Source organism: Streptococcus infantis (assembly GCF_019929575.1).
Lineage (GTDB): Bacteria > Bacillota > Bacilli > Lactobacillales > Streptococcaceae > Streptococcus > Streptococcus infantis_L.
Genome location: NZ_JAHZPU010000001.1, coordinates 19,115 through 40,253, shown reverse-complemented (window position 1 = coordinate 40,253; position 21,139 = coordinate 19,115). Strand labels below are relative to the sequence as shown.

At 42.3% G+C, this 21,139-nt stretch carries 15 protein-coding genes and 1 pseudogene; 13 read left to right on the top strand and 3 right to left on the bottom strand.

The features are described 5' to 3' along the window. Window positions 1-298 precede the first annotated feature (298 nt). Window positions 299-5,512 (bottom strand): SIALI-17 repeat-containing surface protein, encoded by a 5,214-nt coding sequence (locus K1I67_RS00170; RefSeq protein WP_223338287.1) that lies wholly within the window; start codon window positions 5,510-5,512, stop codon window positions 299-301. A 305-nt stretch (window positions 5,513-5,817) separates the two neighbouring features. On the opposite strand from K1I67_RS00170, the gene K1I67_RS00165 reads away from it, so the two are divergent. The 12 genes from K1I67_RS00165 to K1I67_RS00110 all read left to right on the top strand — a co-directional run bounded on the left by K1I67_RS00165 (window position 5,818) and on the right by K1I67_RS00110 (window position 13,488). Next, entirely contained in the window at window positions 5,818-6,063 is a 246-nt protein-coding gene (locus K1I67_RS00165; protein ID WP_060955249.1) for a YneF family protein, read from the top strand. A gap of 205 nt (window positions 6,064-6,268) precedes the next feature. Next, a complete protein-coding gene (gene racE, locus K1I67_RS00160; RefSeq protein WP_223338286.1) occupies window positions 6,269-7,063 on the top strand; it encodes a glutamate racemase in 795 nt (264 codons plus the stop codon). After that, the gene (locus tag K1I67_RS00155; protein ID WP_070458696.1) at window positions 7,060-8,031 is read left to right on the top strand and encodes a nucleoside-triphosphate diphosphatase; all 972 of its coding nucleotides are present in this window, start codon (window positions 7,060-7,062) and stop codon (window positions 8,029-8,031) included. Before racE ends, K1I67_RS00155 begins: the two co-directional genes overlap by 4 nt. After that, complete coding sequence (locus K1I67_RS00150) at window positions 8,007-8,528, top strand: metallophosphoesterase (protein ID WP_001118959.1); 522 nt, start codon at window positions 8,007-8,009, stop codon at window positions 8,526-8,528. The genes K1I67_RS00155 and K1I67_RS00150 overlap by 25 nt, the downstream gene beginning before the upstream one ends. Beyond that, window positions 8,525-8,986, top strand: a complete 462-nt coding sequence (gene cbpB, locus K1I67_RS00145; protein WP_070458694.1) for a cyclic-di-AMP-binding protein CbpB — start codon at window positions 8,525-8,527, stop codon at window positions 8,984-8,986. The genes K1I67_RS00150 and cbpB overlap by 4 nt, the downstream gene beginning before the upstream one ends. Then, window positions 8,983-9,717 (top strand): site-specific tyrosine recombinase XerD, encoded by a 735-nt coding sequence (xerD, locus tag K1I67_RS00140; protein ID WP_070458691.1) that lies wholly within the window; start codon window positions 8,983-8,985, stop codon window positions 9,715-9,717. The genes cbpB and xerD overlap by 4 nt, the downstream gene beginning before the upstream one ends. Continuing rightward, window positions 9,717-10,451: a segregation/condensation protein A gene (locus K1I67_RS00135; RefSeq protein WP_223338285.1), complete on the top strand. Its 735-nt coding sequence runs from the start codon at window positions 9,717-9,719 to the stop codon at window positions 10,449-10,451. The genes xerD and K1I67_RS00135 overlap by 1 nt, the downstream gene beginning before the upstream one ends. A 12-nt stretch (window positions 10,452-10,463) precedes the next feature. After that, window positions 10,464-11,033, top strand: a complete 570-nt coding sequence (gene scpB / locus K1I67_RS00130; RefSeq protein WP_070458687.1) for an SMC-Scp complex subunit ScpB — start codon at window positions 10,464-10,466, stop codon at window positions 11,031-11,033. Further along, window positions 11,020-11,745 (top strand): pseudouridine synthase, encoded by a 726-nt coding sequence (locus K1I67_RS00125; protein WP_223338284.1) that lies wholly within the window; start codon window positions 11,020-11,022, stop codon window positions 11,743-11,745. Before scpB ends, K1I67_RS00125 begins: the two co-directional genes overlap by 14 nt. Beyond that, the gene (gene yidD, locus K1I67_RS00120; RefSeq protein WP_060955256.1) at window positions 11,745-11,999 is read left to right on the top strand and encodes a membrane protein insertion efficiency factor YidD; all 255 of its coding nucleotides are present in this window, start codon (window positions 11,745-11,747) and stop codon (window positions 11,997-11,999) included. The genes K1I67_RS00125 and yidD overlap by 1 nt, the downstream gene beginning before the upstream one ends. A 103-nt stretch (window positions 12,000-12,102) precedes the next feature. Continuing rightward, entirely contained in the window at window positions 12,103-13,167 is a 1,065-nt protein-coding gene (pepA, locus tag K1I67_RS00115; protein ID WP_000209210.1) for a glutamyl aminopeptidase, read from the top strand. Window positions 13,168-13,191: 24 nt separating this feature from the next. Then, window positions 13,192-13,488 (top strand): bacteriocin immunity protein, encoded by a 297-nt coding sequence (locus K1I67_RS00110; protein ID WP_223338283.1) that lies wholly within the window; start codon window positions 13,192-13,194, stop codon window positions 13,486-13,488. A gap of 28 nt (window positions 13,489-13,516) precedes the next feature. Here K1I67_RS00110 and K1I67_RS00105 read toward each other — a convergent pair. Beyond that, window positions 13,517-15,147 (bottom strand): annotated as a pseudogene (locus tag K1I67_RS00105) (Na/Pi cotransporter family protein). A 304-nt stretch (window positions 15,148-15,451) separates the two neighbouring features. Here K1I67_RS00105 and K1I67_RS00100 point away from each other — a divergent pair. Beyond that, a complete protein-coding gene (locus K1I67_RS00100; protein WP_223338282.1) occupies window positions 15,452-20,263 on the top strand; it encodes an endo-beta-N-acetylglucosaminidase in 4,812 nt (1,603 codons plus the stop codon). 104 nt (window positions 20,264-20,367) lie between these two features. Here the strand turns inward: K1I67_RS00100 and K1I67_RS00095 are convergent, their stop codons facing one another. Then, on the bottom strand, window positions 20,368-21,075 hold the full coding sequence (locus K1I67_RS00095; protein ID WP_223338281.1) for a hypothetical protein: 708 nt from the start codon (window positions 21,073-21,075) through the stop codon (window positions 20,368-20,370). Window positions 21,076-21,139: the final 64 nt, after the last annotated feature.

The following is a 21,139-nucleotide window of genomic DNA, read 5'->3' as shown; positions in this document are numbered from 1 at the left end:
ACCACTTATCTACCCCACCAAATCATTTGCAAAAGATGTGAATAGGATTTGATTTGTAGTATATTATTAAAATTGAAAAAGAGGCTGGGACAAAAGTCCTAGCCTCTCAATTGTCTTTGGATTGTCTAGCAAGACGCAGTGGTTGAGTGGGCTCTACTACGCTGATTTCATCAGCTTTTACAGCCCTACTCAACTGTGCGGAGGTGGGACGACGAAATCGAATTCTAACGAATTACCGATTTCTGTCCCACTCTCTTTTTTATAGCGGAATAAATCTATATTCCTAGGGGGACAATGTTTAATCTTTCTTACCTTTTAGTAAGAAAGCAGCCGATAAGGCTAAGCTGAGACTTGCCATAAAGAGGAGAGGGCTAGCTTGTTCACCTGTGGCTGGGAGTTGTTTGTCATTCGTAGAGACCTGATCATTTGCTTCATTACTTTCAACTAATGGTTTTGTGGTTTCTAGGTTTCTTTCTTCCGTATGAGCTGGGACAGGTTTAACAGTTGAGCCTTCTGTCTTGTAGACAATAGCGTAGGTGCTCACGTCAAAAGTAATAAACTCAATCATACCGTCTCGAATGGTGAATTCTTGTGGTTTTAATTCATTTGTTGAAGTCAATTGATAGAGTTCTTGAATGTCACCTGCTACTGGTAGTCGAACGAGCACAGCACCTTTTGGTTGAACTGGCCGTCCGTCTTTATCCTTGAGTTGAAGAGCGTAAGCATCGTATTTCTTGCCCAAAAGTTCTTTGTTTTCAACTTTTTGACTGTCGAGGTAGCTTGCACTTCCTAGTTCAGTTGTTCCACTAATAACTTGAACTCTTGTAGCCTTGTCTTTCAAGACTTTGAGTTTGAACTCGGGAACTGTGTTACTTGGTGCGGCTTGACCACTACCTGTTCCAATAGGTTCAGTATATTCAGGAATTACCACAGAAGGCGCTTCCTGGTCTCCCACAGTGCCAATAGGTTCAGTATATTCAGGAATTACCACAGAAGGCGCTTCCTGGTCTCCCACAGTGCCGATAGGTTCAGTGTATTCAGGAATTATCACAGAAGGCGCTTCTTGATCTCCAGCAGTGCCGACAGGACCAGTGTATTCAGGGATTCCCACAGTAGGTGCATCCTGATCTCCAGCAGTGCCGACAGGACCAGTGTATTCAGGGATTCCCACAGTAGGTGCATCCTGATCTCCAGCAGTGCCGACAGGACCAGTGTATTCAGGGATTCCCACAGTAGGTGCATCCTGATCTCCCACTGTCCCAATAGGATCTGTGTACTCAGGAATGGTTACAACAGGAGCAGGCTCATCCCCTTTACTAGTATGGATTTTTTCTTCAACTGGACTAGTTTCATCCTTAGGAAAGACAGCTACAACAGGACTAGTAGTTGTTGTACCTTGGATGGCATAAGCTTCTATTGAATTGCCAGCTTTACGGTCCGTAGTTTCAGGTATGTCTAGTTGGACCTTGTTATCCTTAATGGTTAGAACAGTTTGTTCACCTGATGTGACAAGATGGTCATCATCGACTTTTCTGAGTAGAAGAGGATCCTTGATACCAGGGAAGGTCACAGCGACTGCATCCCAATTGCCAGTTGGTAAGGTTAGGGTAACAGTCTTATCTTTGGACTTAACGGAATCAAGGCTTGGACTATCGAGAGACACAGAAGGTGCCTTTAAGATATCAAAGGAATCAAGAGAGACTTTCTTACGACCTTCTGGAGAATCTGGGTCTACTTTCAAAGTAAGAACGTGATCGCCATCTGCTAGATTGGTGAATTCACCAATCAAAGCTCCTTTTTCAGTCGCTCCTGGAGTGTAGAAGTCAAGGGCTGGCATCTCTTTTCCATCCAGTGTGACAAGTGCCTTGCCTAGTGATGCCGTTTTTAATCCATAGATTCGGATACCTGTTCCAGAGAATGGAATGGTTGCAGTGGCTTCAGAAGCGAGGCTATCATCAGCGTTGATGTCAGCGTATTTTTCTGTAGAAGCATAGAGTTCTGCATCGCTCCAATCCTTAAACATGGAACCATACTGGATACGAGGGTCACGGTCGTCGATTTTCTCAACAGTTGCTCCTTGACCTGGGAAGACTTTGAAGTAATCTAAGGAAATTTTTGAGCGTTCACTTCCACGTCCTTTATGTTCTCGTTTAACAGTGATGGTCATGAGATGAGGACCTGAAGATAGATTTGTGTAACGTCCTATTAATACACCCTTTTCAGTTGCTCCTGCTGTATAGAAGTCAAGTTCTCCAACAGACTTGCCATCTATTTTAACGTCAGCAAGTCCCAATTGAGATGACTTGAGTCCGTAGATTTCAATACCAGGTCCATTGAATGGAATAGTTGCAGTCGCATCCTTATCGGAGTAATTTCCATTTGAGATATCGGCGTATTTCTCTGTTCCACCAAAGAGTTCTGAGTCAGCCCAGTTTCCATAAGCTGAGCCGTACTGGATGCGCTTATCACGGTCATCCATCAACTCACTGAAGGCATCGATAGAAGCAGGATCTGAAACTGGTGTTGTACGGTCCCCTAGCATAGCCTTAACGCTATAAGTATAGGCATGACTAGAATCAATTGAGCGATCGATAAAGTGAGTTTGGTTGGTGATGAACTCACGAACGATAGGAGTTTGGCTGTTTTCATCCTTGCTTTCTCGTCGGATGACATAATGAGTTGCTCCCTCAACTGTGTTAAAGTCGAGTTCAGCTGTGACGGAATCTTTTCGAAGGGCTGATAAGCGAGTCACTCGTCCAGGGAAGTTTTCAAATGTAATGACATCACCCTTTTGAGTCGCAAGTTGGATACGGTTATCTTTGAGGCGACTAGCTTGAACTTCCTTGCCATTAATCTTGATAATACTAGATTCGATATTTGGATAGTCTACGACTAAGTCTCCACCAACATTAGAAAGGAAGGACAGCGTTTCAAGATTTTTCTCTTTCCATTTCATGCTGACTTCAAAGTTACCACGAGCGACTAAGCCTGAGACTTGCCCGTCTTTCCATGCATCTGGAAGGGCTGGTAATGGGGCAATGTAGCCTGTGTGAGACTGAAGGAGCATTTCTGCCATACCGCTGGTTGCACCAAAGTTCCCATCAATTTGGAAAGGCGCGTGCGTATCCCAGAGGTTTTCTAGAGTTGAAAATCTGAGCTGTTCTGCCAACAAACGGTGGGCGCGATTTCCATCTAAGAGACGAGCCCAGAGGTTGATTTTATTGGCTTTAGACCAACCAGTTCCACCATCTCCACGGTGGTTTAGGGTTGCGCGTGCAGCTTCTAGATATTCAGGCTGATCCTTGCCAAATAGAGTACCTGGGAAGAGTCCAACCAGATGAGAAACGTGGCGGTGATGGTTTTCAATGCCTTCGTTAGTGAATTGTGGGCTGTCTTCCTCGTACCATTCCTTGATACGGCCGTCTTGGTTGATGTGAAGAGGTTTTAACTTGTCAAATTTAGCCTTCACTTCTGTCACCAAGTCTTGGTCGACTTTCAGATGATTGGCTGCTTCCATATAGTCGTGGAATAACTGCCAAACTAGAGATTGGTCAAAGGTATTCCCAATCGTGATAGTTCCATGTTCTGGCGAGTAAGATGGAGAAGAAACCCAACGGTCACTAGCCTTGTCGTAGTGCAAGAAGGAATTCCAGAACTTAGCAGTTTCCTTGAGCATTGGATAAATCTTTTCCTTAAGATAAGTTTCATCCTTGGTGAATTTGTAGTAGTCATAGACGTTTTGCATCATCCAAGCATTGGCAGCTGGAGACCAACCCCAATAATAGTTCCAGCCAGGAGTAGTCCAGCCAAATGGTGTCGCCTGAGTATGAACCAACCAACCGTTTTCTTGACCTTCTTTGGATTCGATACCTGCGTATTCTTTAGCAGCGATACGACCATAGTAACGCATGTCATCGATATAATTGATCATTGGCTTAGCTGTTTCTGCGAGATTACTCATGTAGGCAGGCCAATAGTTCATTTGTAGGTTGACATTGAGGTGGTAGTCTGAGTTCCATGGTGGATTATCTACAGCATTCCAGACACCTTGCAAGTTTGCTGGAAGTGCATCTGTCCGGTTACGAGAAGAACTGATCAGTAGGTAACGTCCGTATTGGAAGAAGAGTTCTTCTAGTTTTTGTCCTTTTGTTGGATTATAGGTTTGAAGAGCTTCTTTTGTAGTTTGATTAGACTTGCTACCGCCGAGGTTTAGTTGAACACGATTGAAAAGACTTTGGTAATCCTTGATGTGGTCATTTTTCAGAGTCTCATAGTCTTTGGCTTTGGCAGCTTCTACGATAGATTTGACAGTTTTTTCTACATCAATATCCTTGCGGTAATTGGTTTTCGGATTTTGAGCAAAATTAGTCTTGGCACTGAGTAGCAGTGTTGCATAACTTGCTCCTGTAACGGTTAAATAACCATCTTGAGCAGTGACTTGTCCGTCAGTCTTGATACCAAGATAGGAGGCAAATTTCAGACCATTGTCTTTGACAGTACCCTTGAGCAAAATACCATTAGAATCTACACTGACAGTCCCTTGTTTGTATTTAGAATTCTCCCAAGAATAGTCTCCATTAGCAATCAGGTCCTCTGTCAAGCTGTTCCAAAGTGTAAAGTCAAGCGTCTTATCTCCCTTTTTAGTCAGGTGGGTAACAGTGACGTCATCTGGGTAACTAGAGAAGGTCTCACGTTTGAAACTTGTCCCATCTTGGGTATAAGAGGTAGTTGTGATAGCTTCAGAAATATCTAAGCCACGATGATAGTCGGTAACATTTTCCAAGCCCTTCTTCTGGTTATTAAAGACCATGAAGATATCACCGAAGGCCAGATAGCGACCGTATTGGGCATTGTTTGGTCCAACCAAATTTCTCTCTGCTAGTTGTTTGGCTTTTTGACGATCACCGTCCTCTAGGGCCTTACGAATTTCGGCTAAGACTTTGTAGCGGTCTTTGTAGTTTCCTCCGTTATAGTCTTGACTATCAGGTTGTGGGCCTCCAGACCAAAGTGTTTTCTCATTGTACTGGATTCTTTCTTCACCGATCAATCCAAAGACTTTGGCACCCATTTCTCCATTTCCTACTGGAAGGGCTTGTTTTTCCCATCCGTCATAGGAAGGAGCAGTTGGTTGGTTGTAATGTAGTTCGTAATGTTCTTGCTTATTCACAGGAAGTTCTGGTTTCTCACTCTCCTTATTGTCAGCAGGGGCGGTAGTAGCACTTGGTTCTGACTGACTAGCAGTTTGAGGTGGTTCTACCTCTGAGTTTGTTTGCTTTTCAGCTGATTCAGCTACAGGCTGAGTCTCTGTGTTAGAAACAAGAACTTCCTCTACATTCGTCTCAGGTTTAGCAGAGGTTTCAGTAATGGTTGCCTCACTTTCCGGAATCTCGACACCATCAGCAGCCACACCCTGTGCTGCTAAAAAAACAGCACCAAGTAAAACAGAGGCAGCTCCGACACTTAGTTTGCGGATGCTATACTTACAGGATTTTTCCCAATATCTCTTATCCACAAAATTCTCCTTTCTTCAATCTGTAAGCGCATACATTCTCTTTTAAAAAAATAAGTCTTGCAGAAATATGTGTGATTTTTTCAGATAATCTTAATATAACAAATAAACAAAGCGATTGCAAGGGCTTTCAGGGGAAATGACTTTATTTTACCAAATTTTAGTTCTTTTTAATTCTATTGAAAAAGATCAGAGATAAAAAATAATCTGAGTAATTACCAACCCTTATGAAAGCGTAACTCAAACTAGTCAGGCGTGGGACTTTATGGTATAATATAGAAGATTCAAAAAGAAACAGGAGAAATGTTATGAACCTTATTTTAGCAATTGTATTGATTCTTTTAGCTTTTCTAGGAGGAGCTCTTGGAGGTATGTACTTGGTGCGCAAGCAAATCGAAAAAGAATTTGCGGATAACCCACGTTTGAATGCAGAAGCAGTTCGTACTCTGTTGAGTGCAAGCGGTCAAAAGCCAAGCGAAGCTAAAGTACAACAAGTTTACCACCAAATCATTCGCCAACAAAAAGCAGCCCTTGCTAACAATAAAAAGAAATAAATAGGAAAAGTCTGGGATGAAAGTTCCAGACTTCTCACTATGTTTGACTGATATTTAGAGACAAGACTTTTTCCTTGCATTCTATTGATATTTGATTATGATTAAGAGGGAGACAGTGGGGAGCTACCCAGTCTGTCAGCAATTTCAGGAAGAAATGTAATGATAATGAACTATCAATCAGAAAAAATACTAGAAAGAAGACTGTATGGATAATCGACCGATTGGTTTTTTGGATTCGGGCGTTGGAGGTTTGACGGTTGTACGTGAACTCATGCGCCAGCTTCCCCATGAAGAAATCGTCTATATTGGAGATTCGGCACGGGCTCCTTATGGTCCCCGTCCTGCTGAGCAGATTCGTGAATATACTTGGCAACTGGTCAACTTTCTTTTGACCAAGGATGTTAAGATGATTGTTATTGCTTGTAATACAGCAACGGCAGTCGTCTGGGAAGAGATTAAAGCTAAGTTGGATATTCCGGTGTTGGGTGTGATTTTGCCTGGTGCATCAGCAGCCATCAAAGCGAGTCAAGGTGGGAAAATCGGTGTGATTGGAACCCCGATGACGGTAAAATCAGATATTTATCGACAAAAGATTCATGATTTAGACCCAGATTTACAAGTGGAAAGCTTGGCCTGCCCTAAGTTTGCTCCCTTGGTCGAGTCAGGTGCTCTATCGACCAGTGTGACCAAGAAAGTTGTTTATGAAACCTTGCGTCCCTTAGTCGGAAAAGTAGATAGCTTGATTTTAGGCTGTACTCATTATCCACTCCTCAGACCCATTATTCAAAATGTCATGGGGCCTAAGGTTCAGCTGATTGATAGCGGAGCTGAGTGTGTGCGTGATATTTCAGTCTTGCTCAATTACTTTGAGATTAACCGTAGCCGAGATGCGGCGTCCCTTCAACACCGTTTTTACACAACTGCAAATAGCCAAAGTTTTGCCCAGATAGGAGCAGAATGGCTGGAAAAAGAGATTCATGTGGAGCATGTAACATTATGACAAACAAAATTTATGAATACAAGGACGACCAGGACTGGTATGTTGGATCCTACAGTGTTTTTGGTGGCATTCGGACTTTGACGGATGATGACTTAGCGTTTCCTTTGTTTGATTTAGCCAAAATCTTTCGAGATGAGGAGCGAGGATTTCCGCTTTCAGTCACTGTTTTACGATATGGTTCAGCCTATCGCTTACTCTCTTTTGTGGTAGATATTCTCAACCAAGAAGCGAACCGAAACTTAGAAGTCATTCAACGTCAAGGTGCCTTGCTCTTAGTTGAAAATGGTCAACTTCTGCATGTGGAATTGCCTAAAGAAGGAGTCAACGTTCAAGATTTCTTTGAGACAAACAAGGTCAGAGAAACTTTGCTGATTGCAACTCGTAACGAGGGCAAGACCAAGGAATTTCGTGCTATCTTTGATAAGCTAGGTTATGATGTAGAAAATCTCAATGACTATCCTGATCTGCCTGAAGTAGCTGAAACAGGTATGACCTTTGAAGAAAATGCTCGCCTTAAGGCTGAAACCATCTCCAAATTAACAGGCAAGATGGTGCTAGCAGATGACTCAGGTCTCAAAGTCGATGTCCTCGGTGGATTGCCAGGTGTCTGGTCAGCTCGATTTGCAGGAGTAGGGGCTACTGACCAAGAAAATAATGCTAAACTCTTGCACGAATTAGCCATGGTCTTTGAACTCAAGGACCGTTCAGCTCAATTCCATACAACCCTGGTCGTAGCTAGCCCAGGTAAGGAAAGCTTGGTGGTCGAAGCTGATTGGCCAGGCTACATTAACTTTGAACCTAAGGGTGAAAATGGCTTTGGTTATGATCCGCTCTTTTTAGTAGGAGAAACTGGCAAATCATCAGCTGAATTAACCCTCGAAGAAAAAAATAGTCAATCCCACCGTGCCTTAGCCGTTAAGAAACTTTTGGAGGTATTTCCATCATGGCAAAGCAAACCATCATTGTAATGAGTGACTCCCACGGAGATAGCTTGATTGTAGAAGAAATCCGTAACCGCTATCTGGGGAAAGTCGATGCTATTTTTCACGATGGTGACTCTGAGCTTCGCCCAGATTCACCCCTCTGGGAAGGAATCCAGGTCGTCAGAGGGAACATGGATTTTTATTCAGATTATCCAGAACGCTTGGTGACTCAACTGGGTCCTACCAAGATCATCCAGACCCATGGACACTTATTTGACATTAACTTCAATTTCCAAAAGCTTGATTTCTGGGCGCAGGAAGAAGATGCAGATATCTGTCTTTATGGGCACTTGCATGTTCCAAACGCTTGGATGGAAGGGAAGACTCTCTTTCTAAACCCTGGTTCTATCAGTCAGCCACGTGGGACTATCAGAGAATGCCTCTATGCCCGTGTAGAGATTGATGATAGCTACTTTAAAGTGGACTTTTTGACACGTAACCATGAGGTCTATCCAGGCTTATCCAAGGAGTTTGCTCGATGATTGCCAAGGAGTTTGAACAGTTTTTACTGGAGCAAGAGGAAACCTTTTTAACTCCTGCTGAAAATTTGGCTGTACTCATTGATAGCCACAATGCAGATCATGCAATTCTCCTCCTTAGCCAGATGACCTATACCAGAGTGCCAGTAGTGACTGATGAGAAAGAATTTGTCGGAACCATTGGACTTAGAGACATTCTGGCCTACCAGATGGAGCAGGGCTTGAGTCAGGAAGCTATGGCAGACACGGATATCGTGCACATGACCAAGAAGGACGTAGCAGTTGTCAGTCCAGACTATCGCCTCACGGATGTTTTGCACAAGCTAGTGGACGAGTCCTTCTTACCAGTTGTGGATGCAGAGGGGATTTTCCAAGGCATTATCACGCGTAAGTCCATCCTCAAGGCAGTAAATGCTCTCTTGCATGACTTTAGTAAGGAATATGAGATTCGAAGCAAATGAGAGAAGGAATTTCAGTATTTTTAGAAGAAAAACAAGGTTTGTCTGTAAATTCTAAGCAATCCTATAAGTATGACTTGGAGCAGTTTTTAGATTTGATTGGAGAACGAATCTCTGAGACAAGTTTAAAAATCTACCAAGCTCAACTATCTCAGTTTAAAATCAGTGCCCAAAAGCGTAAGGTTTCTGCTTGCAATCAATTTCTTTACTTTTTATACCAGAAGGGGGAAATTGGCACCTTTTATCGTTTAGAATTGCCGAAACAGGCTGAGAAAAAACAAGTCAAGTCAGAGCTTTTAGACTTGAGTTCTTTCTGGCAAGAAAGTGCCTATCCAGAGGGACGCTTGTTGGCCTTACTGATAGTTGAATTGGGCCTCTTACCAAGTGAAATTCTAGCCTTAAAAACAAATGATGTGAATCTAGACTTTCAAGTATTGAGAATCAATAAAGCTTCTCAACAAAGAATCTTGAGCCTTCCTACAAACTTGCTTGCAGAGTTAGAACCCTTGATGGGGCAGACCTATCTCTTTGAAAAAGCTGGGAAGCCATACTCCCGTCAGTGGGCCTTTCGTCAGTTAGAAGCCTTTCTAAAGGAAAAAGGTTTTTCAGATTTATCGGCTCAAGGATTGAGAGAACAGTTTATATTAAGACAAATCGAAGAAAAGGTTGACTTGTACGAAATTGCTAAAAAATTAGGATTAAAGACAGTCATGACCTTGGAAAAATATAGATAATGGATATTAAATTAAAAGATTTTGAAGGACCTTTGGATCTTCTTTTGCACTTGGTTTCAAAGTACCAGATGGATATCTATGATGTGCCGATTACAGAGGTTATCGAGCAATATCTAGCCTATATCTCGACATTACAAGCTATGCGTTTGGAAGTCGCAGGTGAGTACATGGTCATGGCTAGTCAACTCATGCTGATCAAGAGTCGCAAGCTCTTGCCGAAGGTTGCAGAAGTGACAGACCTAGAGGATGACCTGGAGCAGGACCTCCTTTCTCAAATCGAAGAATACCGCAAGTTTAAACTTTTGGGAGAGCAGTTGGAAGTGAAGCATCAAGAGCGAGCTCAATATTACTCAAAAGCGCCGACAGAGTTGATTTATGAGGATGCTGAACTTGTCCACGATAAGACTACTATCGATCTTTTCTTAGCCTTTTCAAACTTGCTTTCCAAGAAAAAGGAAGAATTCTCGCAAAGTCACACAACCATTTTACGAGATGAGTACAAGATTGAGGATATGATGGTTATCGTCCGAGAAGCCTTACTTGAAGGTCAGCAATTATGCTTGCAAGATTTGTTTAAAGAAACCAAGGATTTACAAGAGGTCATCACGCTCTTTTTAGCGACCTTGGAGTTGATTAAAACCCAAGAAATTCTCTTAATTCAAAAAGAGAGCTTTGGAGATATCTATCTCATGAAAAAGAAAGACGAAAATCAAGTAGAACAAAGTCAGGCTTGATAGAGAGGAAATATGAGTACTTTAGCAGAAATAGAAGCGCTCTTGTTTGTAGCGGGTGAAGAGGGGATAAGGATTCGCCAGTTGGCTGAACTCCTTTCTTTGCCACCGACTGGGATTCAGCAAAGTCTTGAAAAATTAGCCAAAAAGTATGAAAAAGACCAGGATTCCAGTTTAGCCTTGATTGAGACAGGTGGTGCCTATAGATTGGTAACCAAGCCTCAATTTGCAGCTATTTTGAAAGAATATTCTAAGGCGCCCATCAACCAGAGTCTATCTCGAGCTGCGCTAGAAACCTTGTCCATCATTGCTTATAAGCAGCCTATCACACGGATAGAAATTGATGCCATCCGTGGGGTCAACTCGAGTGGAGCCTTGGCAAAGTTGCAGGCTTTTGATCTGATAAAGGAAGACGGGAAAAAAGAGGTTTTGGGTCGCCCTAATCTCTATGTAACTACGGATTATTTCCTAGATTACATGGGTATTAATCATCTGGAAGAATTACCAGTGATAGATGAACTTGATATTCAAGCACAAGAAAGCCAATTATTTGGTGAAAGGATAGAAGAAGATGAGAATCAATAAATATATTGCCCACGCAGGTGTGGCCAGTAGGAGAAAAGCAGAAGAGTTGATCAAGCAAGGCTTGGTGACGGTTAACGGACAGGTAGTACGTGAACTAGCAACGACCATTAAGTCAGGCGACAAGGTCGAAGTTGAAGGCCAACCAATCTACAACGAAGAAAAAGTCTACTATCTGCTTAACAAACCGCGCGGTGTGATTTCCAGTGTGACAGATGACAAGGGTCGCAAGACTGTTGTGGATCTCTTGCCTAATGTGAAAGAACGGATTTACCCTGTGGGACGTTTGGATTGGGACACATCTGGAGTCTTGATTTTGACCAATGATGGGGACTTTACAGACGAGATGATTCACCCTCGAAATGAGATCGACAAAGTCTATGTTGCGCGTGTAAAAGGGATTGCCAACAAAGAAAACCTCCGTCCTTTGACTCGAGGCGTTGAAATTGAAGGCAAGAAAACCAAGCCGGCCGTCTATGAAATTCTCAAAGTAGATCCTGTTAAAAACCGTTCGGTTGTTCAGCTAACCATTCATGAAGGACGCAATCACCAAGTTAAAAAGATGTTTGAAGCAGTTGGGCTCCAAGTGGATAAGTTGTCTCGGACACGTTTTGGACATTTAGACTTGACAGGACTTCGTCCAGGAGAATCACGCCGTCTCAATAAAAAAGAAATCAGCCAGCTACACACCATGGCTGTAACAAATAATAAATAATGAAAAAAATCTTAATTGCGCCAGTGCGCTTTTACCAACGCTTTATCTCACCAGCCTTTCCCCCCTCTTGTCGCTTTGAGCCCACTTGTTCAAATTACATGATTCAGGCTATTGAAAAACATGGCTTCAAGGGAGTTTTGATGGGCTTGGCTCGGATTTTACGTTGCCATCCTTGGTCTGAAACGGGTAAAGATCCAGTGCCAGACCATTTTTCATTAAAGCGAAATACAAGAGAAGAAGGATCACATTTGTGATTCTTTTATTGTTATAAGAGTAAGTTACTTGGTAAAATGTTGATTTCCACTACCTTTCTCCTATAAAAAGTGGTAAAATGGTTGAAAGAAAGAAGGGATAGAAATGACAACATTATTTTCTAAAATCAAAGAAGTAACAGAACTTTCCGCTATCTCAGGTCATGAAGCACCTGTTCGCGCTTATCTTCGTGAAAAATTAACACCTCACGTGGATGAAGTCGTGACTGATGGCTTGGGTGGTATTTTTGGGGTTAAACACTCAGAAGTTGAAAATGCACCTCGTGTCTTGGTAGCCTCTCACATGGATGAAGTTGGTTTTATGGTTAGTGAAATCAAGCCAGACGGGACCTTCCGAGTAGTCAGCATTGGTGGTTGGAACCCTATGGTTGTCAGCAGCCAACGCTTTAAACTCTTTACACGTGAAGGACGTGAAATTCCAGTCATCTCAGGTTCAGTTCCTCCGCATTTGACTCGTGGCACAGGTGGACCAACCATGCCAGCTATTTCAGATATCGTTTTTGACGGTGGTTTTGCAGATAAGGCTGAGGCTGAAAGTTTCGGTATCCGTCCAGGAGACACAATCGTTCCAGATAGTAGCGCAATCCTAACTGCTAATGAAAAAAATATCATCTCAAAAGCATGGGATAACCGTTACGGTGTGCTTATGGTTAGCGAGTTAGCTGAAAACTTGTCAGGTCAAAAACTGGGAAATGAACTTTACCTTGGTGCTAACGTCCAAGAGGAAGTTGGACTTCGTGGTGCCCATGCATCTACAACAAAATTTGATCCAGAAGTATTCCTTGCGGTGGATTGCTCACCAGCAGGTGATGTTTATGGTGGTCAAGGTAAGATTGGTGATGGAACCTTGATTCGTTTCTACGATCCAGGTCACTTGCTTCTCCCAGGCATGAAGGACTTCCTTTTGACAACTGCTGAAGAAGCTGGTATCAAGTACCAATACTACTGTGGAAAAGGTGGAACTGACGCAGGTGCAGCTCATCTGAAAAATGGTGGTGTCCCATCAACAACAATCGGTGTCTGCGCTCGTTATATCCACTCTCATCAAACCCTTTATGCCATGGATGATTTCCTTGAAGCCCAAGCTTTCCTACAAGCCTTGGTTAAAAAATTGGATCGTTCTACTGTAGATTTGATCAAAAATTATTAAACTAAAAAGATGGAGGTGATAGGTATGGAAGAACCAAACCTAGAAACCTTGATACGGGACCTTTACAATCATGCCCGTCAAAACTTGAGTGAAGATTTAGTGGCTGCACTCCTAGAAACTGCTAAGCAATTGCCCAGCACCAATGAGCGCTTGCTTGCAGTTCGACTTTCAGGGCTAGTCACACTTGAACTCCTCAAGAATCCTAGAACACCAGCGCCAGAGTTAGTTAATCTGGCCCGCTATATCAAAAAGGAAGAAGCAAGGTACAAGGGTGCAGCTGCCTCTTCCTTTATGATTGGAGAGCTATTTAAAATGCTTTGATTCGAAAGAATCAAAGCATTTTTTTATCTTAGATTTGTTCAGCCAAAACCTTTTCAGCAAGGTTCATAGCGTGGTCTGATACACGAGTGTAGTGTGAAATGATGTCGATAAAGTTGACACCTGCTTGGGTAGAACATTCACCATTGTTTAGGCGCTTGATGTGAGTCTTACGAAGGACGCGTTCCATCTTGTTGATGGCTTCATGGCGTTCAATAAGAGATTGAGCTTTTTCAAGGTCATTGTTTTCAACACTCTCAAGAGCATCTTTAACAAAATCGCTTGTTTGACGGTAAATATCTTCCAACTCTTCTAGGGCTGAGTTAGAGAATTGAACATTCTTGCGTTGCAAGTAGTCGTTAAGATTAATCAAAGCTTCAGCGTGGTCACCGATACGTTCCAAGTCTCGAGAAGAGTCAAGGATGTTGGTTAAGACTTCACTCTCTTTTTGACTCAATGCTTCACTAGAAAGGCTGATGAGGTAACGTGTTAATTTCTCATCGATTGTGTTGATAGCTTCTTCAGTTTTGTGTCCTTTTTCAGCTACTTTTTCATTAGAATTGATAATGTAGTCGTAAGAAAGGTCAAATGCTTTAACCGCATAGTTTCCTAAGTGCAAGAGTTCTTTCTTGGCATTTCCTAGGGCGATAGAAGGAGCTTGCTTGATGAGTTGTTCATCCAAGTAAAGAGGTTCATACTTAACAACTTCGTCTTCACCAGGATTAACTTAGTTACAAAGTAAGCCAAAGCACCGATGAATGGGAATTGTACGATGGTATTACTTACGTTGAAGGCACCATGTGAGAAAGCGATAGTCATCTCTGGCGAGAGGTGAAGTAAAGCTTGGAAGTACTCAATCATAGAAGTGAATGGGCCCAACAAGATTAAGCAGAGGATAGTTCCCAAAACGTTAAAGGTAACGTGAGTTGCTGCAACTCGTTTAGCAGAGATGTTTGCTCCGGCTGCTGCGATAATAACCGTTAAGGTTGTACCGATATTATCTCCGAATAGGACTGGTAGTGCCCCTTTGAGGTCGAGGAATCCACCTGCATAGAGACCTTGTAGAATCCCGATGGTTGCAGAAGATGCCTGAATCAGAACGGTAATGACAGCACCAGCCACAACTCCCAAGATAGGATTTTGCCCCAAGGTAACCATGTATTCCTTAAACTGAGGCAAGTCTTTAAGAGGGCTCATCCCAGCACTAATGAGGTTGAGGGCGTAGAAGATACCACCCACACCAAAAAGGATACGTCCAATATTATTTGCAGTACGGTTTTTTGTAAAGAATAAGAACATGGTTCCAAGGAAAATCAAGGGTAGGGCATACTCGCCAAGTTTGAAACCGATGATGAAGGACGTTACGGTCGTTCCAATATTGGCTCCCATGATAATCCCGATGGCCTGTCTAAGGGTGAGGAGACTAGCACTGACAAGTCCAACCGTAATAACCGTTACACCTGTACTTGACTGGATGAGGGCAGTGACGACAATCCCCACTAAGACCCCTAAGAAGGGATTACTTGTGTACTTGTCAATGTAATAACGAAGGCGATCTCCAGCAGCTTGTTGCAAACCGTCTCCCATGGTCTTGATACTATACAAAAACAGTCCCAGACCACCTAAAAAGTGAAAAATAATTTCCTGCCAATTAATGGACATTTTCTTTTTCCTCCGAAAAATAATCGCGGAATTTCTCCCATTCTATTTTAAAGGATAAAAGTAAATCTAACAAGTAGTAAATACTCTTTTTTGAGAAAAATGTTGTTTTTATTCGAAAAATGGCAGATGATTGTCTAATTTATATTAATTCTTCACTTCTTTATAGTTCTTGAAGGGCTAGTGTTGACTCTTTTTCTAAATATCGTAAAATAAAAATGACCTGTTCTGTTTATTTTTGGAACAGCTACTTTTTTAATTCAAAAATAAAGCGCTTACTTTCAAGAGAAAGTCAAAGGAGAAAAAGATGAAGAATCCATTTTTTGAAAAACATTGTCGCTATAGTATTCGAAAATTGTCAGTGGGTGCCTGCTCATTGATGATTGGTTCAGTTCTGTTTGCAGGTCCAGCTTTGGCTGAAGAGTCTGTCGTTCCAGAAAATGGGACAACAACTACAGCAGTAGCTTCAGAGCAACCGTCAACCACTACTCCAGCAGAAGCAACTACACCAGCACCAGAAGTATTGAAAGAGCTAGAAGCAAGGGAAGACAAGGAAAGTGAGCAACCAGTTTCAGAAGAAAAACCAACCTTGGACCAGTTGAATGCAGGTGATAAGGAAGCAACTAGTCCAGCTGCTGAAACACCTAAGGTGGAAGAAGCGCCTGCTACTTCAGAAAATAAGCCAGAAGAAAAAGCTACTGTCGCTGACGTTCCTAAGAAAGAAGAAAAAAGTCTTCGACCAAAAGAAATTAAGTTTGACACATGGGAAGATTTGTTGAAATGGGAACCAGGTGCCCGTGAAGACGATGCTATTAACCGATCTTCAGTAGAACTAGCCAAGCGCTATCGTGGACATGTAGTCAACGAAAAAGCCAATAAGGATGCCAAGGTTGAAGCCCTTGCTAACACTAACTCTAAGGCTAAAGACCACGCTTCTGTAGGTGGTGAAGAGTTTAAGGCCTATGCTTTTGACTACTGGCAATACTTGAATTCAATGGTCTTCTGGGAAGGGCTGGTTCCAACTCCAGACGTGATTGATGCTGGTCACCGTAATGGTGTTCCTGTATTAGGAACTTTGTTCTTTAACTGGTCTAACAGTATTGCAGACCAAGAAAAATTTGCTGCAGCCCTTCAACAAGACGAAGACGGTACTTTCCCTATCGCTCGTAAGTTGGTTGATTTGGCTAAATACTATGGATTTGATGGATATTTTATCAACCAAGAAACAACAGGAGATATCGTAACGCCTCTTGGTAAGAAAATGCGTGACTTCATGCTCTATACCAAGGAATATGCGGCTCAAGTCAATCATCCAGTGAAATATTCTTGGTACGATGCCATGACCTATGAATATGGTCGTTATCATGCAGATGGTTTGGGTGAATACAATTACCAATTCATGGAAAAAGAGGGGGATAAGGTTCCTGCTGATCACTTCTTTGCCAACTTTAACTGGACAAAAGAGAAAAATGATTACTCTGTAACGATGGCACAATGGCTAGGTCGCAGTCAGTATGATGTTTTTGCAGGTTTGGAATTGCAACAAGGAGGTTCTTACAAGACAAAAGTGAAATGGGATGCTCTCTTTGATGAAAATGGCAAACTTCGCTTATCACTAGGTCTCTTTGCCCCAGATACTATCACGAGTCTTGGGAAGACAGGAGAAGACTATCACAAGAATGAAAATATCTTCTTCACAGGCTACCAAGGAGATCCAACTGGTCAAAAACCAGATGATAAGGACTGGTACGGGATTGCCAACCTTGTAGCTGACCGTACACCAGCAGTAGGACGTAGCTTCACAACATCCTTTAACACAGGACATGGGAAGAAATGGTTTGTAGACGGTAAAGTCTCTAAGGATTCTGAATGGAACTATCGTTCTGTATCAGGTATCTTACCTACATGGCGCTGGTGGCAAACTTCATCAGGGGCTAAACTTCAAGCTGACTATGACTTTGAAGATGCCTACAATGGAGGGAATTCACTCAAATTTGCGGGTGATTTAGCTGAAAATACCAACCAAGATGTTCGTCTCTATTCTACAAAACTGGAAGTAACAGATAAAACGAAACTTCGTGTTGCCCATAAAGGTGGTAAGGGAAGCAAGGTTTATGTAGAGTTTGCGACTCAGAAAAACTATACTTATGGTGGCGAGAATGCTCGTAAAGAGCTGACTCTATCTGACGATTGGACAAAAGATGAATTTGATTTGAGTGCCTTGGCAGGTCAGACTATTTACGGCATCAAGCTCACTTTCGAAAACGCTGCTGCCCTTAAGGGTTATCAATTTAACTTGGGTGAGTTGACTGTAACAGATAATCAAGAGGCTCCTCAGGATCCAACTGTTCTTAAAGTAGCCAAAAAATCTCTCAAAAATGCCCAAGAAGCGGAAGCTATTGTTCAATTTACAGGTAACAAAGATGCTGATTTCTATGAAGTTTATGAGAAGGATGGCGATGCTTGGCGCCTATTGACAGGCTCATCTGCCACTACTATCTACCTACCAAAAGTTAGCCGTTCAGCTAGTGCGACTGGAACTAGTCAAGAGTTGAAGGTTGTCGCAGTTGGTAAGAATGGTCTTCGTTCTGAAGCAGCAACTACAAACTTTGAGTGGGGAATGACTGTCCAAGACACAAGTCTTCCAAGACCATTAGCAGAAAATATCGTTCCAGGAGCGACTGTTATCGGAAGTACCTTCCCAGACACAGAAGGCGGCGAAGGTATCGAAGGTATGTTGAATGGAACTATCACTAGCTTATCTGATAAATGGTCTTCTGCTCAATTGAGTGGTAGCGTTGATATCCGTTTGACACAACCACGCCGTGTCGTTAGATGGGTCATGGACCATGCCGGTGCTGGTGGAGAATCTGTCAACGATGGTTTGATGAATACTAAGGACTTTGACCTCTACTACAAGGATGAAGCTGGAGAATGGAAACTAGCCAAGGCTGTTCGTGGCAATAGAGCTCATGTTTCAGACATTACCCTTGATAGCCCAATTACGGCGCAAGACTGGCGTTTGCACGTTATTACATCTGACAATGGAACACCATGGAAAGCCATTCGTATCTACAACTGGAAGATGTATGAAACTCTTGATACGGAGAGCCAAAATATTCCAATGGCTAAAGTTGCAGCGCGTGTTCTAACTGACAATAAGGTTCAGCTCGGCTTCTCAGAAGTTCCTGCTGGGGCATCCATCACAGTCTATGACAAGGCAGATTCACAAACTCCAATCGCTACCTTAAATACGGTAGTTGGAGGAGATTTGGCAACAGAACCATTGAGCCTTGAAAAACGTCCAAGCCTTCTTTACTACCGCACACAATTGCCAGGGAAAGAAATCAGTAATACTCTTGCTGTAACGATTCCTCAGGATGAAAGAAAGATTAAGGCTGTCAGTCTAGAAGTAGCACCTAAAAAGGCAACTTATCAAGTTGGTGAGGAATTGAATCTTAAAGGTGGTCTTCTCCGTGTCAAATACGAAGGTGAAGAAGCAGATGAAGTCATCAACCTTAGTCATGCTGGTGTTGTAGTCAACGGCTACGATGCTCACCATCATGGCGAACAAGAGTTAACAGTAACCTATCTTGGTCTTCCAGTTGCAGGTAGCTTTAAGGTTCAAGTCACTGGTGAAGAAACTGGTCCAAAAGAAGTCGCAGCCTTGTATATTAGCAAGCAACCGAAAATTGACTACTTGGTAGGTGATGCTCTAGACTTATCAGAAGGACGTTTCAAGGTCTTGTATGATGATGAGACGGAGACTGAACATAGCTTTACAGACCAAGGAGTCGAAATTACAGGTTATGATTCTCAAAAAACAGGTCGTCAAAAACTTCAGTTGCACTATCAAGGACAAACTGTCGACTTTGATGTTCTAGTATCACCTAAGGCAGCCATTAACGACGAATATCTGAAACAAGAAATCACATCTGCCCAAGGACGCAAAGAAACATTAGCTTATACATTTGCTGATGCAGCAAAACAAGCAGCTCTTGTTGAGAAGCTTGATGCAGCGAAAGCCATCTTAGAAAATCATGATGCTAGTCAAGAAGCAGTCAACCAGACCTTGAATGACTTGAAACAAGCTGGTACTGAATTGGATGGCAATCAACGTTATCAAACTGCTAGAGAAGAATTGGAGAGCTTGCTCGAATCTGTCCTTGAAAAAGATCCTAAATCTGAGTTGATTGCGCAAGCTGAAGCTTTATTATCTTCACAAACACCAACTCCAGAAGCCTTTGCGGACATGAAAGAAAAGCTGAATAAGAAACTAGCTTCTGCAGAAGAAAGTCATCATGTGGGTAGCTTAGAAGAAGGTGAAACTGCGCCAACAGTTGAAGCGCTACCTGAGTTAGTGATTGAAACAGAAACTCAAACCTTCGAACGCCAAGAACGTCCGTCAGGAGACCTCTTGGTGGGTGAACGTAGAATCGTTCAGGCAGGTGTAGAAGGTCAGACTCGTCGTCTGATTGAAGTAGATGCCAAAGGTAACCGTACTCTTCTTAAGACAGAAGTAGTCAAGGAAGCAGTGACAGAGATTACTGAAGTTGGTACCAAGGTAGAAAGCCGTGTTCAACCGCTAGACGGTCCAAAAGTCTTAGAAGTTAAGAAACCAAGCTTGGTTGTGGAAGAAGAAGTTCTTGCATATGGACATGAAGAAGGAGTAAATCCTAGCCTCCCATTAGGAGAACGACGCTTGGTTCAAGTAGGAGTTGCAGGCCTTCGTAGAAACCTTGTAGAGATTGATTCTGAAGGACATCGTAGTCTTAAGGGAACGGAAGTTCTCAAGGAAGCCGTAACTGAGATTGTTGAAGTCGGTACAAAAATAGTTAAAGTACCAGGTGACAGACCAGTTACACCTGCTCCAGCGACTCAAGATATTAAGAAGGAAACTAGAAAAACAGAACCTAAGACTGAAACATCCGTTTCGCCAGTTCAAGCAAGCCAAGCAGCGAAGCAAGAACCAGCAAAAACAGAAGCACAAGTTGAAAAACCTGAAGGAAAACAACTTCCAAGTACAGGTACAGAAGTAGATGCAAATCTTCTTGCCCTTGGCCTAGCTGGAGTTTTAAGTGGTTTTGGCTTGCTAGCTCAAAAGAAAAAAGAAGATTAAGATAGAGAGTGTATCTAACACTGACTTCATATTAATAAAAAAGATTTGACTTTTAAGAGTCAAATCTTTTTTTGAGTTTAAAAAGTGAAAATCTTGTTTGGGGGTTAAAATGCGTTCCAAATGAATAGGAAGATAAAAATACAACCCCAAGCGTTGCCTGTTCTCTTTTGAATGACGAGCATACCATAAATCAAGATAAAAACAGACAAAGCCTCTAAAATGGCATGGAGATGAAAGCTAATCATCCCATGAATCATCAGACAGATAAGAGCACAAGTCAAGGCTCCGTAATCAAGCCAAGTCTGATGTGATGGAAAGCGACAGTTAATTTTGTTTGCAATGACAACATAATTAAAACCTTCCCAGAATCCCCAGATAAGTCCAATAAGGAGGAACCCCAAGATATTTGTCGGAAAAGAACTTGCCAGAACTTCTCTGGTTAAGAGGATGGATTGAAAAGGGAGATAGGAATGAATCTGCCCTCTACTGATGAGAAAAAGAAGTAAGGGGAGACAGATAGCAGCGGTCTTAATAATGGTTGGGAGGAGATGTTTAGCTAGCAAACCATATTGTTTCCAGCTTTCTTTTCTTCGAATCATTACTATGCTCGTCCCCAATCCAGCAACACAAAACTGGAGAGTTGCGAGAAAAAGAAGACGAATCCAGACGGGAAACTCTGTTTGGTGAGAGAAATCAAGTATTTGTTTTTGGAAAAGGATGTATCCTATAAACGAAAGAATTGTCAAAATGGCAATGATATTGAGGTCTGAATCTGCCTCTTTTTGCTTATCTGTTAGAGTGTTTTTCATCATTTAGCGCTCCTTATCTTATTTTTATTATAAAATAATAAGAAATAAAGGGCAATAAAGAACTGGA

Bases quoted from the DNA above. Each gene is read 5' to 3' on its own strand.
- K1I67_RS00095 (WP_223338281.1), bottom strand. From the start codon at position 21,075: ATGATGAAAAACACTCTAACAGATAAGCAAAAAGAGGCAGATTCAGAC.
- cbpB (WP_070458694.1), top strand. From the start codon at position 8,525: ATGATTGCCAAGGAGTTTGAACAGTTTTTACTGGAGCAAGAGGAAACC.
- K1I67_RS00110 (WP_223338283.1), top strand. From the start codon at position 13,192: ATGGAAGAACCAAACCTAGAAACCTTGATACGGGACCTTTACAATCAT.
- K1I67_RS00165 (WP_060955249.1), top strand. From the start codon at position 5,818: ATGAACCTTATTTTAGCAATTGTATTGATTCTTTTAGCTTTTCTAGGA.
- yidD (WP_060955256.1), top strand. From the start codon at position 11,745: ATGAAAAAAATCTTAATTGCGCCAGTGCGCTTTTACCAACGCTTTATC.
- xerD (WP_070458691.1), top strand. From the start codon at position 8,983: ATGAGAGAAGGAATTTCAGTATTTTTAGAAGAAAAACAAGGTTTGTCT.
- K1I67_RS00125 (WP_223338284.1), top strand. From the start codon at position 11,020: ATGAGAATCAATAAATATATTGCCCACGCAGGTGTGGCCAGTAGGAGA.
- scpB (WP_070458687.1), top strand. From the start codon at position 10,464: ATGAGTACTTTAGCAGAAATAGAAGCGCTCTTGTTTGTAGCGGGTGAA.
- pepA (WP_000209210.1), top strand. From the start codon at position 12,103: ATGACAACATTATTTTCTAAAATCAAAGAAGTAACAGAACTTTCCGCT.
- racE (WP_223338286.1), top strand. From the start codon at position 6,269: ATGGATAATCGACCGATTGGTTTTTTGGATTCGGGCGTTGGAGGTTTG.
- K1I67_RS00150 (WP_001118959.1), top strand. From the start codon at position 8,007: ATGGCAAAGCAAACCATCATTGTAATGAGTGACTCCCACGGAGATAGC.
- K1I67_RS00135 (WP_223338285.1), top strand. From the start codon at position 9,717: ATGGATATTAAATTAAAAGATTTTGAAGGACCTTTGGATCTTCTTTTG.
- K1I67_RS00100 (WP_223338282.1), top strand. From the start codon at position 15,452: ATGAAGAATCCATTTTTTGAAAAACATTGTCGCTATAGTATTCGAAAA.
- K1I67_RS00155 (WP_070458696.1), top strand. From the start codon at position 7,060: ATGACAAACAAAATTTATGAATACAAGGACGACCAGGACTGGTATGTT.